This is a genomic window from Streptomyces sp. HUAS TT11 (genome assembly GCF_051553595.1).
GTDB lineage: Bacteria > Actinomycetota > Actinomycetes > Streptomycetales > Streptomycetaceae > Streptomyces.
The window spans coordinates 3,677,542-3,703,585 of record NZ_CP196184.1; the positions used below are offsets into that span (position 1 = coordinate 3,677,542).

A 26,044-nucleotide genomic window follows, 5' to 3' on the forward strand; every position below is an offset into this window, starting at 1 on the left:
GGTTCCCGAGGCCGTACCGCTCCGGCGGCGGCCGGCGGGGCGCCGGGTGACAATGGAACACCCCGCACCTGCGAGGTGGTGGCGATGTCCGCATGGCATCTGCGCGACTACCACGATGACGATCTCGACCAGGCGATCCAGATCTGGGACCAGAGCCGGCCGGCCGACGAGCGCCCCGCCTTCCCGGTCTCCGAGGTGATGGCCGCGGTCGAGAGCGGTCAGACCGCGGTGGTCGCGGTCGTCGGTGACGAACTGGTCGGCATGGCCGTGGCGCAGGCGCACGGCAAGCGCGCCTGGATCCTGCTGGTCGCGCTCGCCGCCCGGTGGCGCGAACGCGGGATCGGCAGCGCCCTCCTGGCCGAACTGGAACGAAGGCTGCGGGCGCACGGCGTGCGCCGCATCAGCGCCCTGCTGCCCGCCGACGCCGCCGGGACGAAGGCGCTCGACCACTCCGGCTTCCTGTCCCGCGACGATCTGACCTACTACGAGAAGCTCGAGCCACGGGAATCGGCCGACATCGACGTGCTCCGGGCGCTGGGCGGCCGCATGCTGGCCGAGGGCCTGTGGAACCGGATGGCCGGGATGGAGCGGGAGAAGCAGGTCGTCGAACGGCGGATCGTGCTCCCGCTGACGGAGCCCGCGCTGGCCGACCGCTACGGTGTCGTCCCGCCGAAGGCGGTCATCCTGTTCGGTCCGCCCGGCACCGGGAAGACCAGCTTCGCCAAGGCCGTGGCCTCACGGGTCACCTGGCCGTTCGTGGAGCTCTTCCCGTCCCGGCTCGCGGCCGACGGTGAGGGGCTGGCCGCGGCTCTGCGGGAGGTCTTCGCCGACCTGGTGGAACTGGACTCGGTCCTGCTCTTCATCGACGAGGTCGAGGAGATCGCGGGGGTGCGGTCGGGGCGGGCCGTCGACCCCGGTCACGGGGTGACCAACGAGCTGCTCAAGCTCATCCCCAACTTCCGTGAGCACGATGCCCGGTTGCTGGTCTGCGCCACCAACTCGGTGCGTTCTCTGGACCCGGCGTTCCTACGGCCGGGCCGGTTCGACTACGTCATTCCGATCGGGCCGCCGGACCCCACGGCCCGCGCCGCCATCTGGGCCCGCTATCTCAGGGCCGCCATCGACTCCGTGGACCTCTCTCGACTGGTGGAGGCCAGCGAGCTGTTCACCCCGGCCGACATCGAGTTCGCCGCGCGCAAGGGGGCCCAGGCTGCCTTCGAGCGTGAGGTGACACACCGGCAGGGCGAACCGGCCACCACCGAGGACTACTTGGCCGCCATCGCCGACACACGGCCGACGCTCACCGCGCGGGCGATCGAGGAGTTCACCGAGGACATCGAGAAGTACAGCCGGCTTTGAAGGCGGTCAACTGCGTTGCCGGGCAGGCCTCGTGGACGGAGGAGGACTTTTCCGGGGCACATGAACCCGCGCCCTGGTCCAAGGCCTCGTGCCGGCCGACCTGGCGGGCGGCTCGATCCACCAGCAGGACCGAGTCCGTCAACAAGGCCCCCCAAACGGCGCGGAACCACCGGCAGGACCGAGCCCGCCGGCACGGCGGAGCCCGCCGACAGCCCACCGCCACGGCGGACGCGACCGGCGGGGAAGTGGCAACCGGCAGCAAGAAGGCACCCGCCGGCACGAGACTGCCGTCGGCGCGTGGCTGCCCGCCGCCACGAAGACTCCCGCCCGTGCACGGTCGCGGCGCCGCTCGCGACGGCCTCCTCAACCCTGGCCGAGAAGCGCCGTCGAAAGCCCCGTCAAGGAGTCCGGCCGACTCCGCTGCGACCCGCATGTCGCGTGCCCGGGCCCCCGCGCACGCGACGCCCCTCCGCGCTTCAGCCCTCCCACCGGGCTCACCTGGGACCCTCGCGGAGAGTGAAATGCTATTCACCGAAAGGTGATTGCACGCATTTTCTGAATTTCGCCGCCAGGGTACGGTCATCACATCGCAGGAACGATTCTTCAGCGATAGATTCCCCCGAATGCCGGATAGCTTCCTCCGTATGGCGCTCGTTAGGTGATCGTGACTTGGAACGAACCGGAAGATCAGATCCCTGTCGGACGTGGAGCCGCTTGGCAGGATCCGACGGGCGGTGAGGCACTCGCCAAGGGCTGCTCGGACCTTCTTGAAGACTTCCTCAAGGAGATCGGCGACATGGAAAGCGAATACCTGCGCGCCATGGACGGAGCGTCCTGAACGAGGGCGCGGAGGAGCTGGGAATGGACAGGCTTCAAGGCGAGCCAAGCCTCTACGACATTCAGTTCGACCTGAGAACGGATTACGACACGCCGGGGCGTCATCCTTACACCGTCGATCCTCTCGAGGTGCATCACGCCTGGGGCTCACCCGCCCCCGACATGGCGCCGAGCGGCTGGGATCCGGACGAGGAACTGGCCCAGATGCTGTCCACGGCGACCAGGGCGGACCCCGCTCCGCCCCCGATCGACGGGCATCACCGCCACCGGGTCGACCGCCGGCGCCCCCGGCCGGGTGCCCACATCCTCGACAACGGCCAGAAAGTCACCCCTGCCACGATCCTGGTCGCCACCATCGCCGCCTGCGCGGTGGCCATGCTCGGCTGGTCCGTCGCCTACTCGTACGCCCAGCTGCGCGCCATCGCCTCGACGGTGCTTCCGGCACCTCTGGCGCAATGGTGGCCCCTGACGGTGTACGGGCCGTGGTTCGTGGCGGCCCTCTCCGTCCTGCGGGCCGCCTTCCAGCACCGGACCGCCCGGCGGTCGTGGGTGGTCGTCCTCGTCGCCTCCGCCACGGCCGTGGCGCTGTGCATCGGCAACTCGGAACACAGCCTGCTGGCGATGGTGATCGTGGGAATCCCGCCGGTCACCGCGCTGGTCTGCTTCCGGGAGCTGGTCGGCCAGGTGTCGTACAAATACCGCCCCCGGCATGCGGCACCGAGCAAGGAGCAGTCGCCCGGCGGCTGACACGAGGACACGGCTTCCCCGCACCGCGGTGGCACGACACATGGAACGGCACCCGCACACGCGGCGGGTGCCGTTCCATGTGTCCGCGCCCTCGTCGGGCCCGTCCCGCGGGCCGTCAACCGGCCAGGGACGGGACGAACGGCGACAGGGCCGGAGCGAGCTGTACCCCTGGGGCCAGTCCGAGGGCGACGAGGGCGTCGGGCAGACCGCGTCCGACACGCGCCGCCTCCATCGTGCCGGGGGCGGCCAGACCGCGGCAGCTCGCGGCGATGATCTCGAACAGGTGCTGCACCCGCCCGGGACCACGCGGCAGCAGCTGGCCGTGGAAGTCCTCGTGGTGGGCGAGGACGAGGGCGGCGAGGCCCGCGACATGGGCCGAGGCCGTGCCGGTGCCGTCGAGGGCCGCGTATCCGCCTCCCGGCGCGCACGACAGGACCGCGACGCCCGGGGCGGCGGCGTCGACCCCGGGGCCGTAGCCGCTGAACGGCGCGGCGAACAGTCCTTCCGGTGTCAACGGCGGCCCCGTGTGGGTCGCTTGGGAGGTGTCCGGGGGGAACGAGCCGTAGACCCCCAGTGCACCCACCGCGAACACGGTGGGCAGCGAGCCGGGGAAGGCGACCGGCCCGCCCGTGTCACCCGCGGGGGCGACGCAGGCGATGCCCGCCGCGTTGGCGTCGGCCAGCTTGTGGGAGACCAGTGACGAGGGGTACGGCGTCGCCACGGCGATGTGGGCGATGTCGACGTCGCGATCGATGCAGTGGTCCAGGGCGGCGATCAGGTCGCTGAAGTGCCCGCCGGGCATCACCTCGCACACCTCGATCTCGGCGTCGACGGCGACGCCGATGACGCCCTTGCCGGTGTCGGCCCCGGCGATGATGCCCGCGGCGTGCGTGCCGCTGCCCATCTCGTCGTGGGCCCAGCCGTCCGCCGTACCGTGCACGAGATCGACTCCGGAACGCACCCGCTGCTTCAGGTCGGGATGGTCGGCACTGACGCCCGAACCGATGACCGCGATCCTGACGCCGAAGGCGCGGAAGGTGGGAGGCAGCCGGTCCAGGCGCATGGCCTGCTGGCCCCAGCCGTACTGCTGCCGCGCCTCCAGCTCCGGATACGCCTTGACCAGCGGCGCCAGCATGACCAGGTTCTCCTGGGTCTGCGACAGGTCGGGGCGGTGGATCCAGCGGTCGTTGTAACCGCCCGCGGGCCGTACGTACAGCGACCGAACGGACTCGACGGTGTCCGTCGCCAACGTCACGGTGGCCGTGCCGTCGGTCCCGGTGATGCCCTGGCCCGGCCAGGTCGCCCCGATCAGGAACACCGCGGCACCGGAGAGCGGTTCGCCGTCCGGGCCGCAGACGCGCAACGTGATCTCCACGGGGCGTCCCAGGGACAGGACCAGTCCCGGATCACGCAGCGGCAGGGTCCCCGCGGTGGGCATGGCGGCGGGACCGGTCCCGGACAGCGGCAGGTCCGGTTCGATGTGCACGTGCAGCGACCGCATCGCCGGCACCTGCGCCTCGGACGCCTCGACGACCGCGATCTCCGGGCAGGAGGGGTGCACCCCGGCCGACTGCAGCCTCTCCGCGGGCCGGAGTCTGCGGATCACCCTCACCTCGGGCATCCGCTCCAGCCGGTCGCACACCGCGTCCATGCCGAGTTCGGCCACCCCCGGCGGGAGCAGATGCTGCGGCAGCGGCGTCACCATGTACCGCTCCCGGCGCGGGTGCACCGCGATCGGTGACTGCGCGCCCTTCTTGCGCGGCGCCGCCTCCTTCCCCTCGGGCACCGACCCACCCGCTGCTGCCCCCTCGGACCCGCCCTCGCGGCTGTGTCCGGGCTTTTCCTTGACCATCACGTCCACCTTCACCACGGAAATGTCGTCCTTGCTCCTGATCCGGCGACGGGCGGCTCGCGCTTCCACGGTGATGCGGTGTGCCCGGGAACCGGTCCCTGGGCACACCGCATCGCGCGCCGCCGAGGGTCAGCCGATACCGAAGGGCTGACCCATCTGGCCGTAGCCGAAGCCGGGCTGCTGGTACTGCGGGAACGACTGGCCGAACGACTGCTGGCCGCCCCACTGCTGCATGCCCTGCTGGCTCTGCTGCAGCAGGGCCACGATGGCGGTGGGCAGCGCCTGCTGCACGGACTGCTCCACGGCCTGCCGGATGCCCGCGTGCAGCGTGTGGTGCAGCGCAAGAGCGAGGTAGGGATGCGCCTGCTGGGCCATACCCTGCTGCTGGAGCTGCTGCTGGACCTGCTGGATCTGCTGCAGCTGCTGCTGCATGCGCTGGGCGATCTGCTGGCTCGCCTGCTGACAGGCCTGCTGGATCGACTGCTGGACGATCTGCGTGATCTGCTGCTGCGAGCCGATCTGCTGCGTGGGCTGTGTTCCGGTCATCACCGACATGAATGCTCCATTCGCGGCATCATGGGGGAAGCCAACATACGAATCTATGTGGGCTTTGTCGGGAGAAGTCCGACGCCCTGAAGCTAAGTTGGCGCCGCCCCGACCGCAATCCGATGGGCACCCGGCGGGGGACACGCCGATCGAGGGCCACGGGCGAGCACGCCACACGGTTTCCCTGGCCCGGGCCGTTCCCGCGGTCCGCGGTCGCCCATGCGGGTGACTCCCGGAAGGTCGGGTGTGTCGCTCCTGGACCGCCCGCCAGCCGGGTGACGGCCACCCTCGCAAGGCGGGCTCGCCCGGTACGACGGCTCCGCGCGGCGGGCGGTGGCAGTCCGCGTCGGCGCCGCGTCCGCGTCGCACCGGCCGGGGTGCCGCGGCCTGTGCGTCGCCGGGCACCTCGAGTCACCCACGTCAGCCCGGCGGAGTACCTCGCGCCGGACAACTTCCGCTTCCCGCAGCGGAGTTCGCGGACAGCTCGCCGGGATTCCCGACCGCCGACGGGCATGACCGACGCCGTCGGGGAGGTGCCGCCGCACAGCGGCCGGACATCGCACCCGCGCTCCCGGACATCCGCGCCGAGGGTTGTCCGATACGCCCGGCAGTCGCGCGGCTTCCGCTCCGGGACCGCGATCGGGGATCAGCCCTCGCCGCTCCCGTAGGGCCTGGTGAGGATCTCCAGGTTGTGTCCGTTCGGGTCGTCGAAGTACGCCCCGCGGCCGCCGTCGTTGTGGTTGATCTCTCCCGGACGGTTGTGGTGCGGATCCGCCCAGTAGGTCAGGCCCGCGTCGCGGACACGGCCGAAGATCGCGTCGAAGTCGTCCTCGGAGACCAGGAACGCGTAGTGCTGCGGAGTGATCGAATCGTCGGAGTCCATGAAGTCCAGCGTCACGCCGTTCGGCATCTGCACCGGCATGAACGGGCCGTACTGCTGTTCCACCCGCAGACCCAGCAGATCCGCGAGGAACCGTGCGGATGCCGTCTTGTCGTGGGCGGCGACGATCGTGTGGTTGAGTTCTACTGCCATGGTCGGGCCTCCTTCCCCCTCGGTGCCGGGACCATTTCTCACGCTAGGCCGCCGCACGGCCGAAAACATCGGTCTCTGGTCCCGTCCCGCTCCGACCCGCGACCGAGGCCCGGACCACCGGACTCCGGTCGGGCATGCCCATGACGGTGGCCGGACACAGATGTGCGGCGCGAGGCGGCCGCGGGGCCGCCTCACGCCGTGATCACCGGTTTCTCAGATGGTGGCTGTGTCGATCACGAACCGGTACCGGACATCGCTGCTCAGCACCCGCTCGTACGCGTCGTTGATCTCGGACGCGCCGATCAGCTCGATCTCTGCGCCGATGCCGTGCTCGGCGCAGAAGTCCAGCATCTCCTGGGTCTCGCGGATGCCGCCGATGGCGGAACCGGCGAGGGTCTTGCGGCCCGAGATCAGCGAGAACAGGTTGAACGAGATCGGCTCCTCGGGCGCACCCACGTTCACCAGCGCGCCGTCCGGCTTCAGCAGCGAGAGGAAGGCACCGAAGTCCAGCGGCGCCGACACGGTCGAGACGATCAGGTCGAACGAGCCGCGCAGCTGCTCGAAGGTCGTCGGGTCGCTGGTGGCGTAGTAGTGGTCGGCACCCAGCTTCAGCCCGTCGTCCTTCTTGCGCAGGGACTGGGAGAGCACGGTCACCTCGGCGCCCATGGCGTGGGCGATCTTGACGGCCATGTGCCCCAGGCCGCCCATGCCGAGAACGGCGACCTTCTTGCCGGGGCCCGCGTTCCAGTGCCGGAGCGGGGAGTATGTGGTGATGCCGGCGCACAGCAGCGGGGCGGCCACGTCGAGGGAGAGGCCGTCGGGGATGCGGACGGTGAAGTTCTCGTCGACGACGATCTGCTCGGAGTAGCCGCCGTAGGTGGGCTCGCCGTTCCTGTCGAGGGCGTTGTACGTGCCGACATTGCCCTTCAGGCAGTACTGCTCGAGGCCGGCCCGGCAGTTCTCGCACTCACGGCAGGAGTCGACCATGCAGCCGACGCCCACCCGGTCCCCGACCTTGAACTTGGTCACGCCGGAACCGACCGCGGAGACGACGCCCGCGATCTCGTGCCCCGGAACCATCGGGAAGATCGCGTCGCCCCAGCCCTCACGGGCCTGGTGGATGTCCGAGTGGCAGATGCCGGCGAACTTGATGTCGATCAGTACGTCGAACTCGCCGACCTCGCGACGCTCGATCGTGGTGCGCTCGAGCGGGGCCTTGGCGGCGGGTGCGGCGTACGCAGCAACGGTGGTCATGCCGGATTTCTCCTTGAGGGTCGCGTGCCCGGCTGCCTTCCACCGGGCACGGCGTTCAGCCTGCCGGAGGGAACCGGCCTCACCCAGGCCACGGCTTTGTGTACGTCGGCCGTTCGTACCACTGAGGGGGTCAGGCTCATGGGCGTACGACCAGGAATACTGGACGTATGGACGTGACGCCCGGCTCCGTGCAGGGGCCCACCGCGGGGGCCGGACAGGCCCTGGACCGGCGTGTGGAGCTCAGCGAGTTCCTGCGCACCCGGCGGGCCCGGCTCAAGCCCGAGGACGTGGGCCTGCCGGACTTCGGCCGGCACCGGCGGGTGCCGGGGCTGCGGCGCGAGGAGCTGGCACAGCTGGCCGGGGTGTCCTTGGCGTACTACACGCGCCTGGAGCAGGGCAACGGACGGAACGTGTCGGCGGAGGTGCTCGACGCCATCGCCCGCGCACTGCGGCTGAGCGACGCGGAGCACGCGCATCTGACGCACCTCGCCAAACCCAAGGCGCACAAGAAGAAGCCCTCGGCTCGATCGCAGCAGGTGCGCTCCTCACTGCGTCAGCTGCTGGACACCTTCGACGCCGTCCCCGCCTACATCGTCGGGCGCCGCGCGGAGGTCCTGGCGTGGAACCGGATGGCCGCGGCCGTCTTCGGGGACTGGTCCCGGCTGCCCCAGCAGGAGCGGAACTGGGCGCGCATGGTGTTCCTCCAGCCGGAGTACCACGACCTGTTCGTGGACTGGGAGCAGAAGGCGATCGACATCGTGTGCCAGCTGCGGTACGAGGCGGGGTGCTACCCCGACGATCCGCGGCTGTCGGCGCTCGTCGGGGAGCTCTCGGTGAAGAGCGCGGAGTTCCGGCGGCTGTGGGCGACGCACGACGTCAAGGAGAAGAGCCACGGACTCAAGCAGCTGAGGCATCCGCTGGTGGGCGATCTCGATTTGCAGTTCGAGTCGTTCCGGCCGCCGAGCGACGGTGAGCTGTCGATGGTGACCTATCACGCCGAGCCGGGGTCGGCGTCGGCGGAGGCGCTGCGGCTGCTGGCGAGCTGGGGGACGGACGCGACCCGGGCGGCCACGACCGCGCCCGGCCACTGACCCGCGGCGGTACCGGCCCCCGCCCGTCTGCACGTCGACCCCCCGGAGCACGCGATGCGCCGGGGGGTCGCTCACTGCCTCGGAACCGCGGGGTACGACGCGCCGGGGTCCGTGCGGTCTACCGTGCGGCGTTCTCCTTGACCGTGATCCGCCCCTTGCGGATGGTCACGAGGCGCGGGGCCTTCTTCGCGATGGAGGAGTCGTGGGTGACCATGATGAACGTCAGCCCGTGCTCCTTCCACATGCGCTCGAGCACGTCCATGATCTCGTCCCGCATCGACTCGTCGAGGTTTCCCGTGGGTTCGTCGGCGAGCAGCACCTTCGGCTGCTTCACCAGCGCGCGGGCGATGGCCACACGCTGCTGCTGACCGCCCGACATCTCGCTCGGCAGATGTCCGAGCCGCTCGCCGAGACCGACGGACCGCAGCGCCTCGGCGGCCCGTTCGCGCCGCTCCCCGGCCTTCACCCCGAGCGGCACGAGGGCGGTCTCCACGTTCTCCTGGGCGGTGAGCGTCGGGATCAGATTGAAGGACTGGAAGACGAAGCCGATGTTCTCGCTGCGCACCTTGGTGAGCCGGGACTCGGACAGCTTCGCGAGGTCGACGCCGTCGAGCTCGACACTGCCGGCGGACGGCTTGTCCAGCGCGCCGAGCATCTGCAGCAGCGTGGACTTGCCGCCTCCGGTGGGGCCCTGGATGACCAGGCGGTCGCCGTCGCCGATGGCCAGGTCGACGCCGTCCAGGGCGAGGATGGTCTCCTTGCCCCGCGTGTAGCGCTTGGTGACGCCTCTGAGTTCGTACATGGGTGCAACTCCTGGGGTGGGATGGGGCCGGGGCCTGCCGTGCGGGCGGGCCCGGGGCCGCGCGAGGTGTGCGGTTCGGGTGCTACTCGACGCGGCGCAGGGCGTCCGCCGGACGCAGCCGTGAGGCGCGCCAGCCGCCGAAGGCGCCGGCGATCAGACCGCCGGCCACCGCCAGGGCGACCGCGAGGACGATGGTGGTGGCGCTGACCGGTGCCGTGAGAGCGACTTCCAGGCTCTTGGCGCTCTGCCGGCCGGGACCGCCGCCGAAGCCGCCGCCGCCTCCACCGAAGCCGCCGCCACCACCGCCACCACCGAAACCGCCACCACCACCGCTACCGCCACCGCCGAGCTGGGCCTGCAGCGTCGGGCTGATGGCGCTGACGACGTATGCGCCCGCCAGGCCGAGCGCGATACCGAGGGCACCGCCGACCAGGCCGTTGACGACGGCCTCGCCGACCACCTGCCGGGTCACCCGGCCCGACTTCCAGCCCAGCGCCTTGAGCGTGCCGAACTCGCGCACCCGGCGGGAGACCGCGGAGGAGGTGAGGAGACCGGCGACCAGGAACGCGGCCACGAGCACCGCGATGGAGAGCCACTTGCCCACGCTCGTGGCGAGGCTGGATGCGGTGGACAGCGAGCCGGAGACCGTGGAGGCGAGGTCCGAGGAGGTCGTGACGGTCGTCCCGGAGATGTTCTGCTGGATGGTCTTCTTGACGGCCGCGATCTGCTGGGAGTCGGTCGCCTTGACGTAGATCGTGGTGACCTTGTTCTTCGCGTCGGCCAGTGTCTGGGCCTGCTCCAAGGGGATGTAGAGGTTGGCCGCCGCGTCACCGCTGTCGGCCGTGGCGATGCCGATCACCTGGTACTTGACGTCCTTGACGGTGACGGTGCCGCCGACCTTGAGCTTCTTCTCCTTGGCGTACGCCGAGTCCGCGACGACGACCTTGGCGTCCGTCTCGGTGGTCTTGAACGTACGACCGCTGGTGATCTTGGACGAGGTCAGCGGGCCCAGGGCGGGCTTGGTGACGTCGGTGCCGTAGACGGAGTAGTTGTTGACGTCGAAGTTGGCGCCGCCGCCCTCGACGCGGCCCTCGGGCCCTTCGGTGGCACCGCCCCGGCCGCGCTGCCCGCCGCCGTTCCGGAACTGCCGGAACTGGCCTTGGGTGAACTGGCCGCTGATCTTGATGACACGCAGGCTCAGTCCGCCCACGGCGTCCGAGACCCCGCTCTGCGAGCCGACCTTGGCGACCGTGCCGTCGGCCAGGGTCTGGAATCCCTGGACCATCACACGGTCGCTGCTCTGCGTCTTGCCGGAGTCGTCACTGCCGGCGTCGAAGTTGAAACGCGGCCCCTGCGAGCCGCCCGACGGTGCGGCCGCGGCCTTCGTCACGGTCATGTCGGTGCCGAGACCGTACAGCGACTGCAGGACCTTGTCCTGTGCCTTCCCCATGCCGGAGGACACGGAGTTGACCACGATGACCAGAGCGATGCCCAGCGCAAGCCCGGAGGCGACGACGAGGGCCGCCTTTCTGCGGCGGCGCAGTTCGCGCCTCAGGTAGGTGAAGAACATGGCCGCAAGCTAGGGACGCACCCTGATGAACCCATAAGCCGGACATAAGAGAACCATGAGAAGCCCGCGCCGTCCCGGCCGCGGTTCCGCGGCCGGGCGATCTGTGGCGGTCCGTGAGACGACCGAGGCGCCCGCCGCCCCCGTGCGGGGGGCGGCGGGCGCCTCGGTGAAGTGGTGGTGCCGGCCGGGCCGTTCGGGGTCAGGCCGCCGAACCCGCCGTCCACTGGGACCAGCTCATGTTCCAGCCGTTGAGGCCGTTGTCGGGGGACACGGTCCTGTCGCCGGTGTTGCTCACGACCACGACGTCGCCGATCATCGAGTGCTCGTAGAACCACGCGGCCGGGGTGCCCGGGTCCTTCGCGCCCTTCTTGTCCTGGAGGCCCACACAGCCGTGGCTGGTGTTGACGCTGCCGAAGACGGAGGGCGCACCCCAGTAGTTGCCGTGGATGAAGGTGCCCGACGTGGTCAGGCGCATGGCGTGCGGCACGTCCTTGATGTCGTACTCGCCCTTGCCGTCCGAGTCCTTGAAGCCGACCGTCGCGCCGTTCATCCGGGTCTGGGTGAACTTCTCAGAGATCACCATCTGACCCTGGTAGGTGGTGTGGTCGGGCGCACCGGCGGAGATCGGGATGGTCTTCACGACCTTGCCGTTCTGGGTGATCTTCATCTGCTTGGTCTTCGCGTCGACGTACGAGACCTGGTTGCGGCCGATCTTGAAGGTGACCGTCTTCTGCTGCACGCCGTACACGCCGCTCGCGCCCTCGACGCCGTCGAGGTTGAGCTTCAGGGTGACGGTGGAGCCTTCCTTCCAGTACTGCTCGGGGCGGAAGTCGAGCCGGTTGGCGTTGAACCAGTGCCCGACGACCTGCTGCCCGCTGCTGGAGGTGACGGTGATCCCCTTCTGCACGGCGGCCTTGTTCGAGATCGCCTTGTCGAAGTTGATCGAGACCGGCATGCCGACGCCGACGGTCGATCCGTTCTCCGGCGTGAAATTGCCTATGAAGGAGTGGTCCGGGGCGACGGTCGTGAACGAGGCGTTCTCGTGCGCGCCACGGCCCTGGGAGTCCTCGGCGGTCGCGGTGACCTTGTAGGTGGTCGCCCGCTCCAGCTGGCCGCTGGGCGCCCAGCTCTTCTTGTCCGCGGATATCTGCCCGGAGACGGCGGTGCCCGACTCCGTGGTCATCGTGACGTTCGAGAGGGTTCCCTTGGCGACCGTCACCTTGGCCGCGTTGTTGATGGAGGCGTTGTCGGAACCGTCCGACGGTGTGATCGTGATCTCCGCCTCGGAGGCCTTCTGGGCGGCTGCCTCGTCGACCTTGGCCTGCGAGGTGGAGTCGCCACCCTTGTCGCCGGCCGCCTCGCTGCCCCCGCTGCACGCGGTGAGCACGAGCATTCCACCGAGCAGTGCGGAGGCGGCCACAAGACCCTTCCGCTTACTGTTCGTCATCACACGCTTCTCCATCGTTGCCGTAATTCCCAAAACCCCTTGAGTTCCCGTAAGAATCATCAACGGTACGACCGGCCGCCCCCGTTCCACATCCGGCGGATGTGTGGGCCACGCCACGTCGGTGCCACGGTACGAGGGGGGTGTCCGCGTCGTGCGGGACGCCTGGGAACGTCTCTGAAGACGACGGAACCCCGGGCGCCGGTTGCCGCCCGGGGTCACGATTTCCCCAAGACACGTCAGCGGAGTCCGACCTCCTCGTCGTCCTCTTCGCCATCCGTTTCATCATCCTCGCCGAGGACCCAGTCCGGCGAGTCCGCGTCGTAGTCGATTTCCTCACTGCTCCAGGAGGCCTGGGCGAGTTCCACCCCGGGCACGTCGCTGACCAGGGCGGACGGATCGACCAGGAAGGCGAGGGCCTCGGCTGTGTCCTCCGTCACTGCGCTCTCGGTGTAGGCGCGCTCACCGTCGGGCATATCCGCGTCATCCTCGATCCGGCGCAGGGCGGCCTTGGTGAGGGTGTCGGCGTCCTCGACCTCGAGGATCAGGTCCACACGAAGGCGCACAAAGCGTGATGTCTCAGAAGTGCTCATGGCGGGCAGCGTACGGCCCTGAGGGGGCGCGGCTTTCCCGCGACCCGCGCCTTTCACTAGCATCGCCCTGCACGGCCAATTCGCAAGCGCCACAGGGGGATCGGTATTTCGTGTCCGCCGCACGTCGATCGACGTCCACCACTCGCCGGACGTTGCTGACCGCCACCGCCGCGGGGACCCTGCTGGGGGCCCTGTGGTTCGTCCCGTCCGCCAACGCGACTCAGGACACACCGAGAGGGCAGACCTCGGTGTCCCTGCACACCTCCACCCGGACGGACACGGCCGAGGACGCCATGGGGGCCGACACCCAACTGGCCGACACGGGAGCCGTGAACACCACGCCCTACGTGATCGGCGGCACCCTTTTCCTGTGCCTGGGCGCGGGCTTCGTCGCCTACTCGGTGCGCCGGGAGCGGCTGGACCTCTAGTCGCTCGGCGGGCCCCTGCCGAACGACGTCCGGCACCAACGACTTAAGGAGCCGCGGATCCCGTTGCGGGCCCGCTCGGGCCGGTCGGTCGCATGCGTGGGGGGCCCTACCGGGCGGTAGGGCCCCCCACGCATGCGACCGACCGGCTCCCGCCCTACTGCAGCGCCCCGGTGACCGCCTCCACCGAGGCGACCAGCCGCCCGTCCCGCACGAAGGCGTCCGCGGCCGCCAGGTCGGGGGCCAGGAAGCGGTCAGGACCGGGACCCTCGGCGCCCGCCTCGCGCAGGGCGGTGATCGCCGCCCGGGTGGCGGGGGCCGGGGTCAGCCCCTCGCGCAGCTCGACGGCCCGTGTCGCCGCGTACAGCTCGATGGCCAGGACCCGGGTCAGGTTGTCCACCGCGGTGCGCAGCTTGCGCGCCGCCGACCAGCCCATGGAGACGTGATCCTCCTGCATCGCGGAGGACGGGATCGAGTCGGCCGAGGCCGGTACGGCCAGCCGTTTCATCTCGCTCACCAGCGCCGCCTGCGTGTACTGAGCGATCATCAGACCGGAGTCGACGCCCGGGTCGTCCGCGAGGAACGGCGGAAGGCCGTGCGAACGGTTCTTGTCGAGCAGGCGGTCGGTGCGGCGCTCGGCGATCGAGGCCAGGTCCGCCGCCGCGATCGCCAGGAAGTCCAGGACGTAGGCCACCGGGGCCCCGTGGAAGTTGCCGTTCGACTCGACGCGGCCGTCCGCGAGCACCACCGGATTGTCGACCGCGGAGGCCAGTTCACGCTCGGCGACCAGGCGGGCGTGCGCCAGTGTGTCCCGGCCGGCGCCCGCCACCTGGGGGGCGCACCGCACCGAATAGGCGTCCTGGACGCGCGGCGCGTCGTCCTGGTGATGGCCCGTCAGGCCCGAACCCTCCAGCACCGCGAGCATGTTGGCCGCCGACGCCCCCTGACCGGGGTGCGGACGGATGGCGTGCAGCTCCGGCGCGAGCACCTTGTCCGTGCCGAGGAGCGCCTCCATCGACAGTGCGGCCGTGACGTCGGCCGATTTGTACAGCTTGTCGAGGTCCGCGAGGGCCATGATCAGCATGCCGAGCATGCCGTCGGTGCCGTTGAGGAGGGCGAGGCCCTCCTTCTCGTGCAGTTCGACGGGGGCGATGCCGTGCTCGGCGAGGAGGTCGGCGGCCGGCCGTACGACACCGTCGGGGCCCTCCGCCTCGCCCTCGCCGAGGAGTGTCAGCGCACAGTGGGACAGCGGTGCCAGGTCGCCGGAGCAGCCGAGCGAGCCGTACTCGTGCACGACCGGGGTGATCCCGGCGTTGAGCACGTCGGCCATGGTCTGCGCCACCTCGGGGCGGACGCCGGTGTGCCCGGAGCAGACGGTCTTCAGCCGCAGGAACATCAGGGCGCGCACGACCTCGCGCTCCACCCGCGGCCCGATGCCGGCCGCGTGCGAGCGGACGATGTTGCGCTGCAGCTGCACGCGCAGTTCCTCGCTGATGTGCCGGGTGGCCAGCGCACCGAACCCGGTGCTGACCCCGTACACGGGTTCCGGCTTCGCCGCCAGCGCGTCCACGATCTCGCGGGCCGCCGTGAGGGCCGCCACGGCCTCCTGGGAGAGCTCGATCCGGGCGTCCGCGCGCGCCACGGCGAGAACGTCGGACACGGTGACCCCGCCCGTCCCGACCACCACTGTGTGCATATCCATATTCAGGAGCGTACGCAGTGAATTCTATGATGTCACTACTGGATGGCCGGTTGACCCCTTACCGTCGCCCGGCGCTCTCAGTGGCGTCCGCGGAACCGGCGGCGCTCGCCGCTCGGGGGCGGCGGCGCGTCCGCCAGGCGTACGACCGGGTCGTCCGGGCCCTCCCGCCCCGCGACCACGGGTTTGGCCGCGCGCACGGCCTTGGCGCGGTACTGGGCAGCGTCCGCGAGCCGGAAGAGCCGGCGGGCCGAGCGGACGGCACCGATCGGGTCCTGGGTCGAGGCGACCCCGCAGGCGACGCCGTCCCCGAGCTCCAGCCGGGCGGCACGGCGGCAGACCTCGTCGGCGACCCGGACCACCTCGTCGGCCGTCGGGCCGACCGCGAGGAGGCAGAACTCGTCGCCGCCGAGACGGGCGACGAGGGCACCCGGCAGCATCGCGCCGCACAGGGACAGGACGGAGCCGAAGCGTTCCAGCAGCCGGTCGCCGACGGCGTGCCCACGGGTGTCGTTGACCCGCTTGAGGCCGTTCAGATCGCAGACGACCAGCGAGACCACGACCCCGTCCTCGCGATACCGCTCGATCGCCTCCTCGAGGCGGACGTCGACGGCGCGGCGGTTGGCGAGACCGGTGAGGGCGTCGGTGAAGGCGAGGCGGCGGACCTCCTCCAGCCGCTCGGTCTGCGCGATACCGGCCGCGACCACCGAGGCGAGGACGGTGGCGAAGTCCGCGTCGGCGCCGTCGAAGACGGGAGCGCCCGCCTTGCGGGCGACATACAGCTCACCCCAGGCACGGCCGTGCAGCAGCACGGGAGCGACGACGCAGCAGCCGCGGCCGCGCCGGCGCAGGGCGGCGACCCGCTGATGGCAGTAGCCGGCGTGCCCCGCCGCCGGGCCCTGCGCGGTCTCCACCCAGGCGGTCGGCCCACCACCACCCGCCCAGCGCTCGTGCAGGAACTCCGTGATCTCCGGGAACTGGTGAACGGGATAGGTCTCCTGCTCCGGGAACTCCTCCTCCTCGACCGCCCGTTCCCCTACATTGACAAGGACACGCAGCCGCCCGCGCTCACGCTCCCAGACGGAGAGCGCGGCGAAGCTCCCGGCGAGCGCCCGGCACGCGCCGAGCGCGGCGGCCCGCCAGGACTCCCGCGGGTTGTGCGCCGCCGCCATCCCCTGCGCCAGCGCCACCACGGCTGTCAGCCGACTGTCCTCAGCCACGCCTCCAGGCTAGGGACGATCAGGACAATGTGAGACATCGGTGCGGCGATAGAGGTGCCCGCGCCGACGTGCGTCGGCACGGACGCCGCCGGTGTCCGGCGGCTACTCCCCCGGCCACTGCGGGCTGCGCTTCTCGTTGAAGGCCGCCACCCCTTCGGCACGGTCCCCCGAGAACGCCACGGACCGCCACGCCGCGTCCTCCACCTCGAGCCCGGCCCGCAGGTCGAGGCCGTGCCCGAGGCGCAGGGCACGCTTCGCGGCACGCAGGCCCACCGGGGAGTTCGCCGCGATACGGGCGGCGAAGGCAAGCGCCTCCTCCCGGTCCCGGCCCTCGGCCACGAGCTCGTCGACCAGACCCAGGTCCCGCGCCTCGGCCGCCTCCAGGCGCCGCGCCGTGAAGATCAGCTCAGCGGCGCGTGCCGCGCCCACCCGGCGGGGCAGCAGCTGGGTCCCGCCGCCGCCCGGGATCACCCCGACGGACACCTCGGGCAGTCCGACCACCGCGGTGGTGTCCGCCACGATCAGATCGCAGGACAGCGCCAGCTCGAAGCCGCCGCCCAGCGCGAAGCCGTGCACGGCGGCGACCGTCGGCATCGGCAGTTCGAGGACGCCGGTGTAGGCGCCGCGTGCGACCGGACGCTGGCGGACCAGGTCGGCGTCCGTGAAGGAGTTGCGCTCCTTGAGGTCGGCGCCCACGCAGAACGCCCGCTCGTGCGTCGACGTCAGCACCGTCACCCGGGCGTCCCGGTCGGCGGCGAGATGGGCGCACGCCGCCGTGATCGAACGCGCCATCTCGGTGGACACCGCGTTCATCGCCTTCGGCCGGTCGAGCGCCAGCTCCGCGACATACCCGTGCCGCCGCACGACCACGTACTCGCCGAACCGCCGCTCGTCCCCCTGCTCCGTCATGACACCCTCCCGGTTAACGCGGGTTAACTACGACGGCTCCGATCATCGCAGTCGAAGCGGCCCTGCGAAAGCCGCCGCGGAACCCCACCCGGCGCGGCCCAATCATCGCCTCCCCTCCCCGTTCGGGTGACATCCGGGCCGTCTCCCCATCACCCACCCCCAATCGCCACATAATCTGCCCACCGCTCGGGCGCATCGGGGGGCGTGCGGCCACACCGGGGAGGGATGAGCATGACGACCGACACAGCCACCACCACCGAGGCCACGACGACGACCCACGACGAAGCGGGCCGCTTCCGGCTCCGTCCCGCCGGCCGCCACCGCAAGCCGAGCCGGCGGCGGGTGGTCCTCGCCGTCGGCGGGTTCGCGCTCGCCGCCGGGGCCCTGAGCCTGGTCCGGCTCGCACCCGAGTCGGTCACGGGCGGAGGCGGGACCGCGGAGGCCGAACCCAGGATCGCCGCCACCGACACGGCGGCCACGGTCGAGACCGGGCCGGCCACGGACGGCGGGCACCCCTCCGGGACGACCCGCGCGGAAACCACGACCGCGGTCTCGTCCGCGACGGCGATGGGCGCCACGAGCACGTCCGCGGGCCCTTCCGCGCAGCAGTCCTCGGCAGCCGCACGGGGCACCGACCCCGCCACCGGCATCCCCGAAGCGCCGTCGGCCCCGACGCCGTCCCGTACGGCCTGGCCCCCGACGGACACGACTCCGGCCGCGCCCGGGCCCACCCCGTCCGCGACCGCCACCACGCAGGTGCCGGTACCGGAGCAGGACCCGCCCGGCCTGTGCGTTCCGATCGTCGGACTGTGTGTCAGGGGCCTGCCGATCCTCGGCCCTTGATCCGATCCTCATCGGCCGTCGGCGGGCCGCGCGGCCGGACGCCCGCGCAGGGACTACGCCGAGCCGCCCCGCCGGGCCAGCAGCCAGGGCTCGATGACGCCGAGGCCGCGCACGGGGCGCTGCCACATCGGCTGGAGCGCGAAGCGGTAGGAAGGCGGCTCCTCGCCCTCCTTCTCCGCGGCGGCCGCGGCCTCGGAGGCCTCGGCCTCGGAGGCGGGCGCCTCGCCCGTGCGGATCAGCTCCTCCGCGAAGGCACCGTCGACCAGGACCGAGTCCCGGGGGGCTATCGAGGTGAGGCGGCTCGCCAGGTTCACCGTCGTGCCGAACACATCGCCCATCCGGGTGGTCACCGTGCCGAAGGCGATGCCCACGCGCAGTTCCGGCATGGTCTCGTCGTTCGCCATCGTCTCGATGAGGCGCAGGGCGATCTCCGCGGCCGTGCCGGCGTCGTCCGCCGCGTACAGCACCTCGTCGCCCAGCGTCTTGATGAGCCGCCCGCCGTGCGCGGCCACCAGGTCGGCCGCGGTCGTCTCGAACGCCTCGACGAGTTCGCCGAGTTCCTCCTCCTCCATGCGGCGGGTGAGGCGGGTGAAGCCGACGAGGTCGGCGAAACCGACCGCGAGACGGCGGTCCACCATCTCGTCGTCGTCCCCGGCCTGGACGACCCGGCCGGTCGCGGCGGCGAGCTGGCGCCGCCACACGTACACGAGGAACTCCTCCAGCTCCGGCAGGAGCAGCTCCACCAGGGGGTAGGTCACCTCGGTACGGGTCATCCCGGGCTCGGGGGGCTCGGTGAGGCCCTCGAGGAAGGAGTCGATCTGCCACTCGGCCAGGCGGGCGGTGGTCTGCCCGGTCGACCGGGCCACCTGCACCGCCATGGCCTCGCTCAGCAGGCCCGCCTCCACCAGTCCGGCGAGCCGCCGCAGGGCCAGCACATCGGCCTCGGTGAGCGCCTTGGCCTGCCCTATGTCCGCGAAGCCCATCGCCCGCCAGAAGCGGGACGCGAGCTCCATGGACACGCCTGCGCTGCGCGCCGCCTGGAAGGGGGTATAACGACGCTCCGCCCCGAGGATCAGCTGCTCGAGCCGGAGTGCCAGGGGGTTCTCGTCGGACTCGGCCTGTGCGTCCCGCCCGGGTTCACCGTCGGCGGCGGGGTGTACGCCCGTGCCCGAGCCCGTGTCGTCGACGGTCACGCGTGCTGCCCTTCCGATCTGCCGCGGTCAGGTATCGACCGCGGTCAACTCTACGGCAGGTGTGCGGTAGCTCACTCCTCAGCGGCATCGTCGACCCCACGGCACCCGGGCGGCCGCCCCGGCCGCGCCCACCCGCCCTCGCATCCGCCGGCGCTCAGGCCGGCCGCAGGTGCACGATGTCTCCCGCTCCCACCGGCTCCTGCATCCCGTTCTCCGTCGCCAGGACGAGGCGGCCGTCGCCGTCGATCGCCACGGCCTCTCCGGTGACGGACCGGTCGCCGGGCAGCTCGGCCCGTACGAACCGGCCCAGCGTCGCGCAGCCGGCCGCGTAGGTCTCCTGAAGGCCGCTCGCCACCGGGTCGCCCTCCGCGGCGCGCCACCGGCCGTACTGGTCCTCCAGGGAGCGCAGCACGGCACGCAGCAGGGGGTCGCGGTCCGTGCCGCGGGCTCCGGCGAGGACCAGGGACCCCGCCGAGGGAACCGGCAGCTCGTTCTCACGGAGCGTGACGTTGATGCCGATGCCGACGACCACGCCGTCGTCCCCGGCGCGCTCGGCGAGGATCCCGCCGGTCTTGCGCTCCTCGTCGCCCACGGTGACCAGGAGGTCGTTGGGCCATTTGAGTGCCGTGTCCACACCCGCGGCCCGCGCGAGCCCCGTCGCCACGGCCACGCCGGCCAGCAGCGGCAGCCAGCCCCAGCGGGCGACCGGCACCTCGCGGGGCCTCAGCAGGACGGAGAAGAACAGTCCGGACCGGGCCGGGGCGGACCAGGTGCGGTCCAGTCGCCCGCGCCCGGCGTTCTGCTCCTCGGCCACCAGCACGGTGCCCTCGGCGGCCTTGCCGGACGCGGCGAGTGCGACAAGATCGGTGTTGGTGGACCCGGTGCGCTGCACCACCTCGAGCCGCGTCCACAGCGCGCCCTCGCGCACCAGCGCCCGGCGCAGCGCGTCGGCGTTCAGGGGCGGGCGCTCCAGGTCCGACCAGCGGCTGCCGCCGCCGGAGGAGCCGCTCGACCGGTCGTTCGCGTCTGAGGCATCTCGGGGCATCATGCAAGCCACCCTAGGTGTGGTCAACGCCGCACTGCCGATCGGTAGGCACACCACTACGCTACGGATGAGTAACCGTTCGTTCTTCTGAGCATTCTCGTACCACTCACTCTCACGTCCCCACTGAGCAGGCAGGGAGCCGCATCCCGATGTCCGAGCCGGAAGAGATCGACATTCACACGACTGCGGGCAAGCTCGCGGATCTGCAGCGCCGTGTGCAGGAGGCGACGCATGCCGGCTCGGAGCGTGCCGTGGAGAAGCAGCACGCCAAGGGCAAGCTGACCGCCCGTGAACGGATCCTGCTGCTGCTGGACGAGGACTCCTTCGTCGAACTCGACGAGTTCGCCCGCCACCGCTCGACCAACTTCGGCCTGGAACACAACCGCCCCTACGGAGACGGCGTCGTCACCGGCTACGGCACCCTCGACGGCCGCCCCGTCGCCGTGTTCTCCCAGGACTTCACCGTCTTCGGCGGCGCCCTCGGCGAGGTCTACGGACAGAAGATCGTCAAGGTCATGGACTTCGCCCTCAAGACAGGCTGCCCCGTCATCGGCATCAACGACTCCGGCGGCGCCCGCATCCAGGAAGGCGTCGCCTCCCTGGGCGCCTACGGCGAGATCTTCCGCCGCAACACCCACGCCTCCGGCGTCATCCCCCAGATCAGCCTGGTCGTCGGCCCCTGCGCAGGCGGCGCCGTCTACTCCCCCGCCATCACCGACTTCACCGTCATGGTCGACCAGACCTCCCACATGTTCATCACCGGCCCCGACGTCATCAAGACCGTCACCGGCGAAGACGTCGGCTTCGAGGAACTCGGCGGCGCCCGCACCCACAACACCGCCTCCGGCGTCGCCCACCACATGGCCGGCGACGAGAAGGACGCCATCGACTACGTCAAACAACTGCTGTCCTACCTGCCCTCCAACAACCTCTCCGAGCCCCCCGTCTACACCGAGCACGCCGACCTCACCGTCACCGACGACGACCGCGAACTCGACACCCTCGTCCCCGACAGCGCCAACCAGCCCTACGACATGCACACGGTGATCGAACACATCCTGGACGACACCGAATTCTTCGAGACCCAACCCCTGTTCGCCCCGAACATCCTCACCGGCTTCGGCCGCGTCGAAGGCCACCCCGTCGGCATCGTCGCCAACCAGCCCATGCAATACGCCGGCTGCCTCGACATCAACGCCTCCGAAAAAGCCGCCCGCTTCGTACGCACCTGCGACGCCTTCAACGTCCCCGTCATCACCTTCGTCGACGTCCCCGGCTTCCTCCCCGGCGTCGACCAGGAACACACCGGCATCATCCGCCGCGGCGCCAAACTCATCTACGCCTACGCCGAAGCCACCGTCCCCCTCATCACCGTCATCACCCGCAAAGCCTTCGGCGGCGCCTACGACGTCATGGGCTCCAAACACCTCGGCGCCGACCTCAACCTCGCCTGGCCCACCGCCCAGATCGCCGTCATGGGCGCCCAGGGCGCCGTCAACATCCTCCACCGCCGCACCATCGCCGAAGCCGACGACCCCGACACCACCCGCACCCACCTCATCCAGGAATACGAGGACACCCTCCTCAACCCCTACATCGCCGCCGAACGCGGCTACATCGACGCCGTCATCACCCCCTCCGACACCCGCCGCCACATCACCCGCGGCCTGCGCCAGCTCCGCACCAAACGCGAAACCCTGCCCCCCAAGAAACACGGCAACATCCCCCTCTGAAAACCACCCCACCCCACCCCACCCCAGGGACACGACATGACCATCAAAGTCGTACGGGGCAACCCCACCCCCGAGGAGCTCGCCGCCGCACTCGCGGTCGTCCGAGCCCGCGCCGCGGCGGCAACCACACCACCGCCCGGCGCGGCACGGCAGCGTGACTCCTGGGCGGACCCGTCCCGCATCGCCGCCCATCGGCTGCCCCAGCCGGGGCCGACGGCGTGGAGCCGCACGTACTGGCCCGGCTAGGCCACGCCTCGTCGCTTTCACGGGCCGGTCACGCAGCGCCGGACCGGCCCGCCGGGGGCGAGCGGCTCCCCGGCCGAGTTGAGTACGCGTACTCAGGCGCCGCGGCGGGTCACCGGCGCACGATCGAGGGCATGCTGTGGTCCGACCCCGAGAACGAACCGCCGGAAGAACTCCGCGACACGCAGGCGATGTTGCGGCGGCTGGGGGTCCTCATGGCGTTGGCGACGGTGCTCGCGATGATCGTCATCGGCATCGGGTGAGCTGCGCCGATACGCTGAAGCCATGACCGATCAGCCGCGTCGCCGCCTTGTGCTCGCATCCCAGTCCCCCGCCCGGCTCGGACTGCTCCGGCAGGCCGGGCTCGATCCCGAAGTCGTCGTCAGCGGGGTCGACGAGGATGCCGTCAGCGCCCCCACCCCCGCGGAACTCGCGCTCGCCCTCGCCGAGGCGAAGGCCTCCGTCGTGGCGGCCAAGCCCGAGATCAAGGGCGCTCTGGTGATCGGCTGCGACTCGGTGCTCGACCTGGACGGCCAGGCCCTCGGCAAGCCCGCGGACGCCGAGGAGGCGACGGCCCGCTGGAAGGCGATGCGCGGCCGGGCCGGCACGCTCCAGACCGGTCACTGCGTCTACGACACGATCACCGGCCGGTACGCCTCCGCCACCGCGTCCACCGTGGTCCGGTTCGGGGAGCCCACGGACGAGGAGGTCGCCGCGTACGTCGCCTCCGGCGAACCCCTCTACGTCGCCGGGGCATTCACCCTCGACGGCCGTTCGGCGCCCTTCATCGACGGCATCGACGGCGACCACGGCAACGTCATCGGCATCTCGCTGCCGCTGGTCCGCCGGCTGCTGGCCGAACTGAACGTCCGCATCACGGACTTGTGGGCGCCCCCGACGGCCTGAGGGCCGACCGGGACGAGGCCGTCAGGGGGTGACGGGTGCGGGGCCGCCGTTCTCCGGGGTCCCGCCCTGCTCCGCGGTCCCCTCGTCCCCGCCCGGGGCACCGTCCTCGGGCGGGGCGCCGACCGGCCTCTCCGCACGGTCGTACGTCATGAGGGTGAGCAGGATGAGCCCGAACACCACCATCATGAACGCGAACGCGCCCCAGCCCACCAGACCGACCGTGAAGGCGCCGAGCAGACCGTGCACCACGGCCGCGGTGATCAGGATGATGCGCCAGAAGCCGGCGGGTGAGCGGTCACGCAGGGCGACGAGCAGTGCGGCGACCCCGCACAGCGCGAAGTACAGCCCGAAGACGACACCCCCCGCCTTCGACGAGACCGACATCGTGTCGGGGTCGAGACCGGCGAGGGACATGTCCTGCCGATCCACGACGACCCCGAGGAACCAGTTCAGCAGTGCGATGCCTATCGCCTCCACGAAGAGAACGATCGCAACGAGCCATGCCACCGGTCTGCGGACCACCGGTCCCCACCCACCTTCGCGCGTGCTTGCGTGTTACTCGGAGTACGTTCGAGACATCGTGAACGCTACTAACGGGTAAACCTCGGGACAAGAGGTCCGGCAGGGGCAAAGATTCGTTGGGCCATTAGTAGGGACTCCACAAAGAAACACGACCCGTGGCAGGACTACTTCATAGAGACCTTGACCACATCTGAGGGCTAGGGTTTTCCGGTGGATTCCCATGTGCGGCGGTGCGACAAGGGTTTTCGCAGGTTGAGTGAGCCTGGCTTCACGCTCCGTGTGGGCAAGCTCACCACTGGGGACGGGTCGAAACGTCGTGTCGGCAGTCCCTAAACTCGGCTTGTTTCAAGGAGAGGGAGCCATCGTGCGCAAGGTGTTGATCGCCAACCGTGGCGAAATCGCTGTCCGTGTCGCCCGGGCCTGCCGTGACGCCGGGATCGCGAGCGTGGCCGTGTACGCCGACCCGGACCGGGACGCCCTGCACGTCCGTGCGGCGGACGAGGCGTTCGCCCTGGGCGGCGACACCCCCGCCACCAGCTACCTGGACATCGACAAGGTCCTCCAGGCCGCCAAGGACTCCGGCGCGGACGCCGTCCACCCCGGCTACGGGTTCCTCTCCGAGAACGCGCACTTCGCCCAGGCCGTGCTGGACGCCGGCCTGGTCTGGATCGGCCCGCCGCCGCAGGCCATCCGCGACCTGGGTGACAAGGTCGCCGCCCGGCACATCGCCCAGCGCGCCGGCGCCCCCCTGGTCGCCGGTACCCCCGACCCGGTGTCCGGCGCCGACGAGGTCGTGGCCTTCGCCAAGGAGCACGGCCTGCCGATCGCCATCAAGGCCGCCTTCGGCGGTGGCGGGCGCGGCCTGAAGGTCGCCCGCACCCTCAACGAGGTCCCCGAGCTGTACGAGTCCGCGGTCCGCGAGGCGGTCGCCGCCTTCGGTCGCGGCGAATGCTTCGTCGAGCGCTACCTGGACAAGCCCCGCCACGTCGAGACCCAGTGCCTGGCCGACAGCCACGGCAACGTGGTCGTGGTCTCGACCCGTGACTGCTCGCTCCAGCGCCGCCACCAGAAGCTGGTCGAGGAGGCCCCGGCGCCGTTCCTGAACGAGCAGCAGATGGCCCAGCTGTACTCCGCGTCGAAGGCCATCCTCAAGGAGGCCGGCTACGTCGGCGCGGGCACCGTGGAGTTCCTGGTCGGCAACGACGGCACGATCTCCTTCCTCGAGGTCAACACCCGCCTCCAGGTCGAGCACCCGGTCACCGAGGAGGTCGCCGGCATCGACCTGGTCCGTGAGATGTTCCGCATCGCCGACGGCGAGGAGCTCGGCTACGGCGACCCCGAACTGCGCGGCCACTCCTTCGAGTTCCGCATCAACGGCGAGGACCCCGGCCGCAACTTCCTGCCCGCCCCCGGCACGGTCACCACCTTCGCCCCGCCGTCCGGACCCGGTGTGCGCCTGGACGCCGGCGTGGAGTCCGGCTCCGTGATCGGCCCGGCCTGGGACTCTCTGCTGGCCAAGCTGATCATCACCGGCCGGACCCGCAAGGAGGCCCTGGAGCGGGCCTCCCGCGCCCTCAACGAGTTCCAGGTCGAGGGCATGGCCACCGCCATCCCCTTCCACCGCGCGGTCGTCACCGACCCGGCCTTCGCCCCCGAACTGACCGGCTCCGGCGACCCGTTCACCGTGCACACCCGGTGGATCGAGACCGAGTTCGTCAACGAGATCAAGCCGTTCGCCTCCCCCGCCGACACCGAGGCCGAGGAGGAGGCTGACCGCGAGACCGTCATCGTCGAGGTCGGCGGCAAGCGTCTCGAGGTCTCGCTGCCCGCTTCCCTCGGCATGTCGCTGGCCCGCACCGGGCTCGCCGCCGGGGCCAAGCCGAAGCGGCGCGCGGCCAAGAAGTCCGGCCCGGTCGCCTCGGGCGACACCCTTGCCTCCCCCATGCAGGGCACCATCGTCAAGGTCGCCGTCGAGGAGGGCCAGGAGGTCAAGGAGGGCGACCTGGTCGTCGTCCTGGAGGCCATGAAGATGGAGCAGCCCCTCAACGCGCACAAGGCCGGCACCATCAAGGGCCTCAGCGCCGAGGTCGGCGCCTCCATCACCTCCGGCGCCGCCATCTGCGAGATCAAGGACTGACGCACACCGACGTCGACGAGGCGCCCCGCGGACCGCAGCAG

Annotated in this window: 25 protein-coding genes; 11 read left to right on the forward strand and 14 right to left on the reverse strand. The window is 70.9% G+C overall.

All coding sequences use genetic code 11. The features are described from left to right. Window positions 1-84: 84 nt before the first annotated feature. The 3 genes from ACSHXN_RS16390 (at window position 85) to ACSHXN_RS16400 (ending at window position 2,943) form a co-directional block, all read left to right on the forward strand. Window positions 85-1,359, forward strand: a complete 1,275-nt coding sequence (locus tag ACSHXN_RS16390; RefSeq protein ID WP_355134436.1) for an ATP-binding protein — start codon at window positions 85-87, stop codon at window positions 1,357-1,359. 658 nt (window positions 1,360-2,017) lie between these two features. After that, window positions 2,018-2,197 (forward strand): hypothetical protein, encoded by a 180-nt coding sequence (locus tag ACSHXN_RS16395; protein ID WP_345552865.1) that lies wholly within the window; start codon window positions 2,018-2,020, stop codon window positions 2,195-2,197. Between the two features lie 23 nt (window positions 2,198-2,220). Then, window positions 2,221-2,943 (forward strand): DUF2637 domain-containing protein, encoded by a 723-nt coding sequence (locus ACSHXN_RS16400; protein WP_355134434.1) that lies wholly within the window; start codon window positions 2,221-2,223, stop codon window positions 2,941-2,943. A gap of 115 nt (window positions 2,944-3,058) precedes the next feature. Here the strand turns inward: ACSHXN_RS16400 and ACSHXN_RS16405 are convergent, their stop codons facing one another. From ACSHXN_RS16405 to ACSHXN_RS16420, 4 genes are all read right to left on the reverse strand, one after another. Beyond that, window positions 3,059-4,813 (reverse strand): S8 family serine peptidase, encoded by a 1,755-nt coding sequence (locus tag ACSHXN_RS16405; RefSeq protein WP_355134432.1) that lies wholly within the window; start codon window positions 4,811-4,813, stop codon window positions 3,059-3,061. Between the two features lie 111 nt (window positions 4,814-4,924). Beyond that, complete coding sequence (locus ACSHXN_RS16410; RefSeq protein WP_355134430.1) at window positions 4,925-5,350, reverse strand: hypothetical protein; 426 nt, start codon at window positions 5,348-5,350, stop codon at window positions 4,925-4,927. A gap of 637 nt (window positions 5,351-5,987) precedes the next feature. Next, the gene (locus ACSHXN_RS16415) at window positions 5,988-6,374 is read right to left on the reverse strand and encodes a VOC family protein (protein ID WP_355134428.1); all 387 of its coding nucleotides are present in this window, start codon (window positions 6,372-6,374) and stop codon (window positions 5,988-5,990) included. Window positions 6,375-6,587: 213 nt separating this feature from the next. After that, window positions 6,588-7,628, reverse strand: coding sequence for an NAD(P)-dependent alcohol dehydrogenase (locus ACSHXN_RS16420; RefSeq protein ID WP_355134426.1), 1,041 nt, complete (start codon window positions 7,626-7,628; stop codon window positions 6,588-6,590). 167 nt (window positions 7,629-7,795) lie between these two features. On the opposite strand from ACSHXN_RS16420, the gene ACSHXN_RS16425 reads away from it, so the two are divergent. After that, on the forward strand, window positions 7,796-8,719 hold the full coding sequence (locus tag ACSHXN_RS16425) for a helix-turn-helix domain-containing protein (protein ID WP_438303283.1): 924 nt from the start codon (window positions 7,796-7,798) through the stop codon (window positions 8,717-8,719). Window positions 8,720-8,837: 118 nt separating this feature from the next. Here ACSHXN_RS16425 and ACSHXN_RS16430 read toward each other — a convergent pair whose 3' ends face one another. The 4 genes from ACSHXN_RS16430 to ACSHXN_RS16445 all read right to left on the reverse strand — a co-directional run bounded on the left by ACSHXN_RS16430 (window position 8,838) and on the right by ACSHXN_RS16445 (window position 13,128). Next, window positions 8,838-9,521 carry an ABC transporter ATP-binding protein gene (locus ACSHXN_RS16430; protein ID WP_355134422.1) on the reverse strand — a complete coding sequence of 228 codons (684 nt, stop codon included), beginning with the start codon at window positions 9,519-9,521 and terminating at the stop codon, window positions 8,838-8,840. Window positions 9,522-9,603: 82 nt separating this feature from the next. After that, entirely contained in the window at window positions 9,604-11,091 is a 1,488-nt protein-coding gene (locus ACSHXN_RS16435) for an ABC transporter permease (RefSeq protein WP_356111506.1), read from the reverse strand. Between the two features lie 199 nt (window positions 11,092-11,290). Next, window positions 11,291-12,538 (reverse strand): L,D-transpeptidase, encoded by a 1,248-nt coding sequence (locus ACSHXN_RS16440; RefSeq protein ID WP_355142367.1) that lies wholly within the window; start codon window positions 12,536-12,538, stop codon window positions 11,291-11,293. A 236-nt stretch (window positions 12,539-12,774) separates the two neighbouring features. Then, window positions 12,775-13,128, reverse strand: coding sequence for a hypothetical protein (locus ACSHXN_RS16445; RefSeq protein WP_355142369.1), 354 nt, complete (start codon window positions 13,126-13,128; stop codon window positions 12,775-12,777). A gap of 110 nt (window positions 13,129-13,238) precedes the next feature. Between ACSHXN_RS16445 and ACSHXN_RS16450 the strand changes: the two genes are divergently transcribed. Then, the gene (locus tag ACSHXN_RS16450) at window positions 13,239-13,556 is read left to right on the forward strand and encodes a hypothetical protein (protein WP_355142371.1); all 318 of its coding nucleotides are present in this window, start codon (window positions 13,239-13,241) and stop codon (window positions 13,554-13,556) included. A 154-nt stretch (window positions 13,557-13,710) separates the two neighbouring features. Here ACSHXN_RS16450 and hutH read toward each other — a convergent pair whose 3' ends face one another. From hutH to ACSHXN_RS16465, 3 genes are all read right to left on the reverse strand, one after another. Beyond that, window positions 13,711-15,249, reverse strand: a complete 1,539-nt coding sequence (gene hutH, locus ACSHXN_RS16455; protein ID WP_438306472.1) for a histidine ammonia-lyase — start codon at window positions 15,247-15,249, stop codon at window positions 13,711-13,713. Between the two features lie 83 nt (window positions 15,250-15,332). Next, window positions 15,333-16,472 carry a GGDEF domain-containing protein gene (locus ACSHXN_RS16460; protein WP_355142373.1) on the reverse strand — a complete coding sequence of 380 codons (1,140 nt, stop codon included), beginning with the start codon at window positions 16,470-16,472 and terminating at the stop codon, window positions 15,333-15,335. Between the two features lie 102 nt (window positions 16,473-16,574). Further along, entirely contained in the window at window positions 16,575-17,381 is an 807-nt protein-coding gene (locus ACSHXN_RS16465) for an enoyl-CoA hydratase/isomerase family protein (RefSeq protein WP_059129205.1), read from the reverse strand. A gap of 231 nt (window positions 17,382-17,612) precedes the next feature. On the opposite strand from ACSHXN_RS16465, the gene ACSHXN_RS16470 reads away from it, so the two are divergent. Beyond that, window positions 17,613-18,224: a hypothetical protein gene (locus ACSHXN_RS16470; RefSeq protein ID WP_355142376.1), complete on the forward strand. Its 612-nt coding sequence runs from the start codon at window positions 17,613-17,615 to the stop codon at window positions 18,222-18,224. A 53-nt stretch (window positions 18,225-18,277) separates the two neighbouring features. Here ACSHXN_RS16470 and ACSHXN_RS16475 read toward each other — a convergent pair whose 3' ends face one another. Both ACSHXN_RS16475 and ACSHXN_RS16480 read right to left on the reverse strand, forming a co-directional pair. Further along, entirely contained in the window at window positions 18,278-19,417 is a 1,140-nt protein-coding gene (locus ACSHXN_RS16475; protein WP_355142378.1) for an adenylate/guanylate cyclase domain-containing protein, read from the reverse strand. Between the two features lie 154 nt (window positions 19,418-19,571). After that, window positions 19,572-20,465 carry a biotin--[acetyl-CoA-carboxylase] ligase gene (locus ACSHXN_RS16480; protein WP_438303284.1) on the reverse strand — a complete coding sequence of 298 codons (894 nt, stop codon included), beginning with the start codon at window positions 20,463-20,465 and terminating at the stop codon, window positions 19,572-19,574. 146 nt (window positions 20,466-20,611) lie between these two features. On the opposite strand from ACSHXN_RS16480, the gene ACSHXN_RS16485 reads away from it, so the two are divergent. From ACSHXN_RS16485 to ACSHXN_RS16500, 4 genes are all read left to right on the forward strand, one after another. Continuing rightward, window positions 20,612-22,195 (forward strand): acyl-CoA carboxylase subunit beta, encoded by a 1,584-nt coding sequence (locus ACSHXN_RS16485; RefSeq protein ID WP_438303285.1) that lies wholly within the window; start codon window positions 20,612-20,614, stop codon window positions 22,193-22,195. Window positions 22,196-22,231: 36 nt separating this feature from the next. After that, entirely contained in the window at window positions 22,232-22,441 is a 210-nt protein-coding gene (locus tag ACSHXN_RS16490) for an acyl-CoA carboxylase epsilon subunit (protein ID WP_115976141.1), read from the forward strand. Between the two features lie 131 nt (window positions 22,442-22,572). Then, window positions 22,573-22,701, forward strand: coding sequence for a morphogenic membrane protein MmpB (gene mmpB / locus ACSHXN_RS16495; protein WP_355136196.1), 129 nt, complete (start codon window positions 22,573-22,575; stop codon window positions 22,699-22,701). Between the two features lie 22 nt (window positions 22,702-22,723). Continuing rightward, window positions 22,724-23,344 (forward strand): Maf family protein, encoded by a 621-nt coding sequence (locus tag ACSHXN_RS16500; RefSeq protein WP_355136194.1) that lies wholly within the window; start codon window positions 22,724-22,726, stop codon window positions 23,342-23,344. Between the two features lie 21 nt (window positions 23,345-23,365). On the opposite strand, the gene ACSHXN_RS16505 is transcribed toward ACSHXN_RS16500, so the two are convergent. Continuing rightward, window positions 23,366-23,866 carry a hypothetical protein gene (locus tag ACSHXN_RS16505; protein ID WP_355136192.1) on the reverse strand — a complete coding sequence of 167 codons (501 nt, stop codon included), beginning with the start codon at window positions 23,864-23,866 and terminating at the stop codon, window positions 23,366-23,368. 364 nt (window positions 23,867-24,230) lie between these two features. Between ACSHXN_RS16505 and ACSHXN_RS16510 the strand changes: the two genes are divergently transcribed. Beyond that, window positions 24,231-26,003, forward strand: a complete 1,773-nt coding sequence (locus ACSHXN_RS16510; protein WP_438303286.1) for an acetyl/propionyl/methylcrotonyl-CoA carboxylase subunit alpha — start codon at window positions 24,231-24,233, stop codon at window positions 26,001-26,003. The last annotated feature ends 41 nt before the right edge of the window (window positions 26,004-26,044 follow it).